General features: G+C 44.9%; 10 protein-coding genes. 8 read left to right on the top strand and 2 right to left on the bottom strand.

Translation table 11 applies throughout. From position 1 onward, the window contains the following. Positions 1-663 precede the first annotated feature (663 nt). The 5 genes from K5Q99_RS12700 (at position 664) to K5Q99_RS23040 (ending at position 4536) form a co-directional block, all read left to right on the top strand. Complete coding sequence (locus K5Q99_RS12700; RefSeq protein ID WP_012088493.1) at positions 664-900, top strand: hypothetical protein; 237 nt, start codon at positions 664-666, stop codon at positions 898-900. A 363-nt stretch (positions 901-1263) separates the two neighbouring features. Continuing rightward, a complete protein-coding gene (locus K5Q99_RS12695; protein WP_220777068.1) occupies positions 1264-2127 on the top strand; it encodes a MipA/OmpV family protein in 864 nt (287 codons plus the stop codon). A 5-nt stretch (positions 2128-2132) separates the two neighbouring features. Beyond that, entirely contained in the window at positions 2133-2543 is a 411-nt protein-coding gene (locus tag K5Q99_RS12690; protein ID WP_106649704.1) for a DUF3019 domain-containing protein, read from the top strand. After that, complete coding sequence (locus K5Q99_RS12685) at positions 2543-3256, top strand: response regulator (protein ID WP_006080570.1); 714 nt, start codon at positions 2543-2545, stop codon at positions 3254-3256. The genes K5Q99_RS12690 and K5Q99_RS12685 overlap by 1 nt, the downstream gene beginning before the upstream one ends. A gap of 11 nt (positions 3257-3267) precedes the next feature. Then, the gene (locus K5Q99_RS23040) at positions 3268-4536 is read left to right on the top strand and encodes an ATP-binding protein (protein WP_106649703.1); all 1269 of its coding nucleotides are present in this window, start codon (positions 3268-3270) and stop codon (positions 4534-4536) included. 130 nt (positions 4537-4666) lie between these two features. Here K5Q99_RS23040 and K5Q99_RS12675 read toward each other — a convergent pair whose 3' ends face one another. Then, on the bottom strand, positions 4667-4972 hold the full coding sequence (locus K5Q99_RS12675; RefSeq protein ID WP_006085794.1) for a DUF1289 domain-containing protein: 306 nt from the start codon (positions 4970-4972) through the stop codon (positions 4667-4669). Between the two features lie 206 nt (positions 4973-5178). Between K5Q99_RS12675 and K5Q99_RS12670 the strand changes: the two genes are divergently transcribed. Beyond that, a complete protein-coding gene (locus tag K5Q99_RS12670) occupies positions 5179-5715 on the top strand; it encodes a DUF4136 domain-containing protein (RefSeq protein ID WP_220777067.1) in 537 nt (178 codons plus the stop codon). Between the two features lie 93 nt (positions 5716-5808). Here the strand turns inward: K5Q99_RS12670 and cysM are convergent, their stop codons facing one another. Then, positions 5809-6687 (bottom strand): cysteine synthase CysM, encoded by an 879-nt coding sequence (gene cysM / locus K5Q99_RS12665; RefSeq protein WP_220777066.1) that lies wholly within the window; start codon positions 6685-6687, stop codon positions 5809-5811. A gap of 212 nt (positions 6688-6899) precedes the next feature. Here cysM and cysP point away from each other — a divergent pair, with 212 nt between their 5' ends. Then, positions 6900-7907, top strand: a complete 1008-nt coding sequence (cysP, locus tag K5Q99_RS12660; RefSeq protein ID WP_220777065.1) for a thiosulfate ABC transporter substrate-binding protein CysP — start codon at positions 6900-6902, stop codon at positions 7905-7907. 195 nt (positions 7908-8102) lie between these two features. Further along, on the top strand, positions 8103-8948 hold the full coding sequence (gene cysT / locus K5Q99_RS12655) for a sulfate/thiosulfate ABC transporter permease CysT (protein WP_220777064.1): 846 nt from the start codon (positions 8103-8105) through the stop codon (positions 8946-8948). Positions 8949-8950: the final 2 nt, after the last annotated feature.

The raw sequence follows: 8950 nt of genomic DNA, 5'->3' as shown, positions 1-8950 counted from the left end.
CAACCTTGGCAATGAAATCATTAAAAATGAATAAGTTAGAACAAATATAAATTAAAAACAAAGACTTAAATAAATAATATTAGCAAGAAAACCACATCAGAAATTGAGTTAAAAATTAATTCTTTTCAATTCAATATTCTAGGCAGTCAACCTGCTACAACCTGCTTCATATCGCATTTAATGCAACTTTTTATAACTGCCGCATGGTTTAACATTATGCCCCCTTAAAACCTTAATCAAAATTGGGGTTAAAACAGTAAGAATATAGCACTCCATCGCAAATCCATGATTAAGGTGATGTAAGTGGCACTTTTTAAAAATACCGACTCCTCGGGGCCAGATTTTCCCTAGAAGCTAATCCATAAATTAAACGCGACGCCATCATCGCATAAGCTTTGTATAAAGCCCTTATCGCCGATACTAAGCTAAACAGGTATATCAGTTGGGATAATGGCTAATGCTAAGCCAATGGTTCAGCACTTAAACATCAGATTTACTTGAAGCGAATCAAAGGAAAACAAGCTAAAAAACCTTAACCCCAAAAGGTAAAAATTATTTATATCTAAAACAGAATAGCAGTGATAAATTGCTGGTGTTGGCGCAGTGGTATTAAGAGAATGCTTCTTAATCTGTGGTTAACAATACATAACTAAAGGAAATAAAATGAATAAGTTATCAGCTGTTTTCACCCTATTGGCATTAGTTAGCTTCACGACCTTTGCTGACGACTCCTCTTTACCGCCTGCACCAGCAGCCGATATCGCTCAGCTGAAAGAAGTGTGCCAGCAGATGGCCTCTGAAGATCAAGTCGAAAATGCAGAGCTAAAACAATATGTGCTTGATTGTGTAAACGATCAACTGACAGAAATGGGCTACAAGTCGGTTACTGAGGTTAATTAATCTTCATTCTAATCTCTGTGTTATTACCGCAACATCGCGTTATTCAGCTTCATTAAATGCCGTTCACAACCGCGAATGGCATTATTCTTTTCAAGAAAAAAGCTATATTGCTCACAATTAACATCATTTCAGTTACAGACGAAACCTATCGAATACAAAATTTAACATCTACAATTAACCGTACGAAAGCCACAAAAATAGGCTTTTAGCATGACTATCAAGGTATTGTGCGATCTACAAATTTACTATTTAATTGATAGCTGTATCATTTTGCATCCCTGCGAATGAAACCACTGTTGGATTGGGCATAAAATGCTAATCTGTTTTTCTGTATTGTTAACCTCAGCCCTTAATCGTTAAATCATGTATCGCATTCTTTTTGTCCTCATTACAAGTTTAAGTATTTTGCCCTCTGTTGGAATGGCGAAAGAAGCCTGTGCATCAGAAAATCAATGCATTGAGATGAACAACTGGGATCTTGGCGTCGCCATTGGCTGGGGGCAAAAAAGCAATCCACTCAAGGATTTTGACGATATTCCACTGTTCTTTATCCCTACAGTGGCCTACTACGGCGAACACTGGTTCTTCGATAATGGTAATTTAGGCTACACCTTAGCCGAGCAAGAAAGCTTCACGTTCAATCTCGTCACCAGTTATAGCTTAGATAGAGCCTATTTCTACCGATGGGATCCATCGAATATCTTTTTGAACCGCGGTACACAAATTGAAGCCAAAGCCATAAATAACATGTCTTTGTCGACTGAGCCCGAACGTGAATTTAATTCTTTAGAGACGCGGAACTTCACCCTACTTGGCGGTGCCGAAGCATTCATCTATACCAGACTCGGCATTATTCGATTGGCATACACCCATGATATGTTTAATGTTCATCAAGGTTCAGAAGCACAAATAAAATGGACCTATGGCTGGGATTACGATCGTTTCATTTTTGAATTCGCACTGGTGTTTGATTGGAAGAGCCAAGCAGTAGTGGATTATTATTATGGCGTTAGGCCAAGTGAAAACGCCTATTGGAGTGAACAATATCAAGCAAAATCAGGTTGGGATAAAGGTGCGGAAATGACGGCCCGTTATATATTAACTGACAATTGGGATCTACTCTTGGCAGTTCGTTACACTCTAATTGCCGATGAGATTGCCGCCAGTCCCTTGTTAGACCAAGACTATAGCAGCACCTACTTTATCGGCGCAGCCTATAGGTTCTAACGTTAGTGACGCTGCCTCAGTTAAGCTTGCTTTGCTTTCTTGGTCTAAGCCTCGGCTTGATGGGCCCAAGTTCTGCTCAAGCTAAAACTCGCGATGCGGCATTAAAACTCACACCTGAAATTTGTATTACCAGTTCAGAAACAGAAGCCTGCGACGTCTATATTGAACTGCAGTGGGAACTCGCCAAAGATGAGCTTATCTGTATTTTGTCCGACAATGCCGCCTATCCCAAATGGTGCAGTGATTCAGTTTCAACCCATACGTTAAGCATGAAAATCCACACTATGACGGATATTCAATTTGTCATGGTGAGTAAAGACAGTAACCAAACTTTGGCTGGTGCCAAACTTAAAATCACTTCTGCATCACAACCTCAGGTTCGCAGACGTTACCGCAACCCTTGGAGTTTATTTTAATGACAAGCCCACAATCGAACCACAGAGTATTATTGGTTGAAGACGACGTTCGCCTAGCAAACTTGATTGTAGATTACCTAAAATCCCATGGTATGCATGTTGAAGTTGAACGCCGTGGCGACACAGTATTAACGCGATTAATCAATTACAAGCCAGATATCATACTGTTAGACATTATGCTCCCGGGCATGGATGGCCTCACCCTGTGTGAGAAACTGCCCGACTATTTTGCTGGCCCAATCCTATTGATGAGCGCACTTGGCTCAAGCGAAGATCAAATCAAAGGACTAGAACTCGGTGCCGATGACTATGTGGTTAAGCCCGTCGATCCTGCCCTGTTAGTGGCGCGGATCAACAACTTACTGCGCCGTCAGAATCAACCACCTCAGGCGGAATCCCACTGCTTGACCTTTGGTAAACTGAGTATCGACCCGCATACCCACGCGATTCGCCTCAATGAAACTGAAATCGATCTCACCAGCCATGAATTCGAGTTACTGTGGTTACTGGCCTCACAAGCGGGCCAAGTGCTCAGCCGTCAGTATATTTATCAGCTGTTACTCAATATTGATTTTGACGGTAAAGATCGAAAAATTGACGTGCGTATCTCTAGATTACGTAAAAAACTCAACGATAATATCGAGACACCTTTCAGAATTAAAACCGTTTGGGGACAAGGTTACCTCTTTGCGCCTGAAGCCTGGAATAACTAAGCACACATACAGTGAAACGTCTCTTTATCAGTTTATATCTGCTACTCAGTCTCAGCGTGCTTGGGATTGGCTGGACACTCGACAGCTTGTGGCAGAAAAATGTGGATGACAATAACGCCCTCGATGCGCCATTAGTGGCCTTGGCGCAATTGTTAGCGGAACTGCCTCCCGATACCCGCCAAAGGTATCTGGAGGCGATCCCTGCCAATCCTGTGATGCCGTTGCAATTGCTCAGTGCCGATCAAGTCGCGCTGGCAGACAATCAAGCGCTAAGCACAAGCAAGGTGTTCACTACCACGACCAATGACGATATTCTGCTGCAATTTATCCGAGTCGGCGATCAAGTCTTAATGGCAGGGCCGCTGGACATCGATCCTAGAGGCAACCTTCGCAGCCTGTTCACCCTGTTCTTTTATTTATCACTCGCCCTCGTTGCGCTAATTTGGGTTGGCCCGCTTTCTCGGGATTTGAGCATACTACGTAAGGCCACTAAAGAGTTTGGCGAAGCGAAATGGGACACGCGAATTACCCTATCAAATCGTTCCCAAGTCAAACCCTTAGCCAATACCTTTAATGAAATGGCGCGGCATATTAGTGCCTTGATAGAAAACCAGAAACACCTGTCTAATGCGGTATCCCATGAGATCCGCACGCCGCTGGCGAGGCTCAAATTCGCCCTTGCACTCATGCCCATGTATTGTCAGCCTGATTCGGACGAACAAAAGCGCCAAGACTTTCTCGATGAGATGCAGCTCGATATCAAAGAAATGGAAGACTTGCTTCAGGAACTGCTAACCTACGCCAGCTTAGAGTCCCAGCGAGAAGGTATCCAGTTAGATGAGTACGATTTAATTAATCTCATCAATCAAAGCATTAAGCGTCTAGAAAGCTTGAGCCCAACACCTATTACCCTTAAAACAGAAGTCGAAAAACTGCCCTTGTTTGGGGAACCCGCATTAATTGAACGTGCGCTGCAGAATTTACTGACCAATGCCCAACGCTTTGCCCGTACTGAAATCGTTATTGAAGTTAAGCAGACCCAGCATAGGGTCAATTTAAGTGTGAGTAACGACGGCGAACCTATACCAGCAGTAGATTTACCTAAAGTGTTCGAGCCTTTTTATCGCAGCCAATCGGTGCAAAATGGCAATAAGGGACACGGTTTGGGACTGGCGATCATTAAACGGATTATGCAGCGGCATCAAGGGAATGTGAGCGTCACTAGCGATGCGCAACATACCCGATTTAATTTAATCTGGCCGAAGAAGCGCAAGCTGTAATAGGGATTGGGATAGGGATTAAACGGCTGCGGTTCTGTTATTCATCTAACGCGCTAATTCTACAAGCCAGTAAAACAAGTGAGTTAAACAAGACTATTTAACTGGCCTAGTTAACTTGCAATTCAAACTATTAGTCTAGCTCGAAGCCACCAAAATCCAGATCGGCTTCGGGCTCAGGCTCAAAATTCAACTGCGGATTTAACGCCGCCCTTTCTTGCTCTATTTGCGCTTGCCTTGCTTTCATCATCGCCAACTGGCGACGGCGTTTACGTTGAGTGCACAGCCGAATGACATCATACTTTTGCGCATCTGAAAACGTTAACCAATTGAATCTTTCGTCACGGCTTCGCAGGCAACCATTACAGTAACCGCGCGCATCAGTTTGACACACACCGATACAGGGACTGGGGATATCAAAAAAGGCTAACTGTTCCATAACCCGCCGCTATTCCTCTGTCAAAATGAGCTGTTCTCACGATGCGGTATGCCCAAATGAATCATGGATAATCGACCTTTGCTAAAAATGAAGCTGCAAAGTGGCGTTTAAAGCGATTCAAATACAACACACTTATCTAAAGTACTTGCAGAAACAACCTTAATCAAGGCACATTGAACAGAGTTTGTACAACTTGGAGCACTATCATGGGATACCGTCACTTTGCCAGTCTGCTCGTCGCTGTTGCCTTATTAAGCGCCTGCAGCAGTAAACCGAAAAACGATTACGATCTCAATTACGACTTCAGCACACTGCACAGCTTTACCCAGCTAACGCCACAGCCCACAGACGACCCACTCAGCGCCCAGCGCATTCAAGTCGAAATTAACAACCAGTTGACTCAAAAAGGCTTTGTCGAAAATACCCAAGCCCCCGACTTTAACGTCGCCTACGCCCTACTGACCCAAGATAAACCTAAGGATTCAGGGTTATCGATTGGATTAGGCACTGGCACATTCGGCCGTTCAGGGGGCATAGGAATTGGCACTAGCGTTGGGGTACCACTGGGCAGTGATACCGCTAAAATTCAAACTATTCAGATAGATATTGTCGACCCTAAAACCAAAACACTCATTTGGCGTGGTAGCGACAGTTATGATTTCGATGCAGGCGGCAATGAGAAAGCCCAAGATACCGTCAAAGCCGTTAGCCGAATTTTGGCGCAGTTCCCACCGACAAAATGATCAAGGCTGAGTGAGTAAAAATGGGCGAATTTCGCCCATTTTTATTAATGAAGAATGCTTGTCGTCAAATATCTTAGGCGAAATATCTAAGACTCAGGAGAAAAGCCCTGACGAAAGATAACGATCACCCCTATCACAAACAATCGCCACAACCACTGAATCAGGATTCAGTCTGGCTATCTCAAGCGCAGCAAACACAGCACCGCCCGAACTGACTCCTGCACAAATCCCTTCCTCTCGCGCTAAGGTTCTCGCCATGGCTTTTGCATCTTGCTCTTCAATATCCATCACTAAATCAACCCAAGAAGCATCAAAAATCCCTGGCAAATATGCCTGCGGCCAACGCCGAATCCCAGGAATGGCACTGCCATCGGCAGGCTGAAGGCCGACGATAGTGATGTCAGGATTACAACTTTTAAGGTATTTGGACACACCCATTATGGTGCCTGTCGTCCCCATACTTGACACAAAGTGGGTAATTTTGCCTAGACTCTGTTGCCAGATCTCAGGGCCTGTCGTGAGGAAATGCGCATTCGCGTTATCTTGATTATTAAACTGATCCAGCACCTTGCCTTTGCCTTCGGTTTGTAACTGCAGTGCCAAATCCCGCGCCGTCTCCATGTTATCCACCAGCATAAGTTCTGCACCATAGGCTTGCATCGCATCCTTACGCTCTTGGGTGGAGTTTTCCGGCATAATCAGGATCATCTTATATCCTTTGATCGCCGCCGCCATCGCTAGGGCAATCCCAGTATTACCACTCGTTGCCTCGATAAGCGTGTCACCCGGGCTGATCTCTTGGCGAAGTTCAGCCTGAATGATCATATTGAGTGCTGCACGATCCTTTACTGAACCCGCTGGGTTATTCCCTTCCAACTTTAACAGTACAGTTGAGGTGCCACAGTTAAGCCGCTGCAAGCGAACCAGCGGAGTTTGCCCAATACAGGCTTCAATTGTCGGAAAGTCAGACACTAGGATTATCCTTTACTTGATAAAAACAACTAAGCAATAACCTATTCTAAGTGGGTTAGCATGCACAAACACAGTGAAAATGATCTAGGGCATACAATAAATCGCTCATACTTATTCAAAAAAGTTCTATTTAACTGACTTCTTATAAATAATTACTTCAACTAATCTATATGTCATAACGCTGACAAAGTTGCCAGTTCAAGGAGTAGCAAATGCAAATAAAAGTGATAAAGACCCTACTGGGTACGCTCTTTCTGGCAACGTCACTCAATGTGGCTGCCGCAGATCAAACCCTGCTAAATTCTTCTTACGATATCGCACGGGAATTATTCAGTGCCTATAACCCCGTTTTCGCCAAACATTGGCAAGAGAAAACAGGTAAAACCGTTGAGATTAAGCAATCCCACGCAGGTTCATCGGCACAGGCGCGCTCAATTCTGCAGGGATTACCCGCAGATGTGGTGACGTTTAACCAAGTAACAGACGTACAGATCCTCCATGACCGCGGTAAATTGATCCCAGAAAATTGGCAACAACTACTGCCTAATGCCAGTTCACCTTACTATTCCACCATTGCTTTTTTAGTTCGTAAAGGTAACCCAAAGCAAGTAAGCGATTGGGGCGATTTAGCGAGAGATGACGTTAAGCTAGTCTTTCCTAACCCAAAAACCTCTGGTAATGCGCGTTACACCTATTTAGCCGCCTTAGGTTATGCCCAAAAAAGTTTTGGTAAAGATAATCAGGCTTCACAGGACCAATTCCTGAAAAAATTCCTCGGCAACGTAGCAGTGTTTGATACAGGCGGTCGTGGTGCAACCACCTCCTTTGTTGAACGTGGTATCGGTGATGTGCTGATTACGTTTGAATCGGAAGTGAACAATATTCGCCAGCAGTATGGTGCAGACGATTACCAAGTCATAGTGCCAAAAACATCGATTTTGGCTGAGTTCCCCGTTGCTGTGGTTGAGAAAAATGCTAAGCGCAACGGCACACAAGAGCTAGCGACTGAGTATTTGAATTATCTCTACAGCGAAGAATCACAACGACTATTGGCCGGTTTCAATTATCGTGTGCACAACGAAACGGTTCAGGCTGAGTTTGCTAAGCAGTTCCCTACGGTTGACCTGCTCACTGTTGAGCAAATCATTGGGGGTTGGGATAATGCCATGAAAACCCAGTTTGCTAACGGTGCCAAACTCGATCAGTTACTCAAACGCTAATTCCAGTTTGCAGTGATAAAAGGTTAACATTGCAACCCGGGCTCAGTCCCGGGTTAAGCAATTTTAGCGCGTTGACGGGTGATGATTTGCAAGCAACGAAGTTGGCTTAGATAGTCTTTAACTCAGACCGCCGATCGCTGACGGCAAATACAGCGTATTGGATTAACTCAATTAACCTGACCGGGTGATTATTCTGTGATTTTTAATAACGGGCGTTTACGCCATAAGCGGGTTCTTCCAGGGTTTACCATCAGCTTAGGTGTGTCCCTACTGTTTGTCAGCCTGATTTTATTATTGCCAACCACTGGGCTGATTATGCAGACCAGTTCAATGAGCTTGTCCGAATACTGGGGCGTCATCACAGATCCTCGGGTGCTGGCGAGTTACCGAGTTACCATACTATCGGCGCTCGCGGCATCGCTATTTAACTGCTTTTTCGGATTGTTACTCGCATGGGTGCTAGTACGTTATGAATTCCCCGGCAAACGTATCTTAGATGCATTGGTGGATTTACCCTTTGCGTTGCCAACCGCCGTTGCAGGTATCACCTTAGCGACCCTGTATGCGGAAAACGGCCAAATCGGTAGTGTGCTGGCAGAACTGGGCATAAAAGTCGCCTATACCCCGCTAGGCATAGTGGTCGCGATGATTTTCACCAGTATTCCCTTTGTGGTGCGTACCGTACAACCGGTTCTCGAAGAGTTATCCCACGATGAAGAAGAAGCGGGCATGACGCTTGGCGCCTCGGATCGTGCGGTATTCTGGCGGATCATTTTGCCGTCCTTGTGGCCAGCCTTGATGGTCGGGACTGCACTGTCTTTTACCCGCAGCCTAGGTGAGTTTGGTGCAGTTATCTTTATCGCAGGTAATATGCCCTATATCAGCGAAATCACATCGTTAATGATTTTTGTCCGCCTGCAAGAGTTTGATTTTGCCGGCGCTAGCGCCATTGCCTCTGTGGTGCTGATGACCTCACTACTGCTATTACTACTAATAAACCTGTGGCAGGCGCGTTATCTGCGCCGCATTCATGGACGATAAGG

The organism is Shewanella hafniensis, from assembly GCF_019655335.1.
GTDB lineage: Bacteria > Pseudomonadota > Gammaproteobacteria > Enterobacterales > Shewanellaceae > Shewanella > Shewanella hafniensis.
The sequence above is the reverse complement of the archived record's forward strand: the minus strand, read 5'-3'. Positions and strand labels throughout refer to the sequence as shown.

Excerpts from the sequence above, each read along its gene's own strand:
- K5Q99_RS12700 (WP_012088493.1), top strand. The coding sequence starts at position 664 with ATGAATAAGTTATCAGCTGTTTTCACCCTATTGGCATTAGTTAGCTTC.
- K5Q99_RS12695 (WP_220777068.1), top strand. The coding sequence starts at position 1,264 with ATGTATCGCATTCTTTTTGTCCTCATTACAAGTTTAAGTATTTTGCCC.
- K5Q99_RS12685 (WP_006080570.1), top strand. The coding sequence starts at position 2,543 with ATGACAAGCCCACAATCGAACCACAGAGTATTATTGGTTGAAGACGAC.
- K5Q99_RS12675 (WP_006085794.1), bottom strand. The coding sequence starts at position 4,972 with ATGGAACAGTTAGCCTTTTTTGATATCCCCAGTCCCTGTATCGGTGTG.
- K5Q99_RS12670 (WP_220777067.1), top strand. The coding sequence starts at position 5,179 with ATGGGATACCGTCACTTTGCCAGTCTGCTCGTCGCTGTTGCCTTATTA.
- cysP (WP_220777065.1), top strand. The coding sequence starts at position 6,900 with ATGCAAATAAAAGTGATAAAGACCCTACTGGGTACGCTCTTTCTGGCA.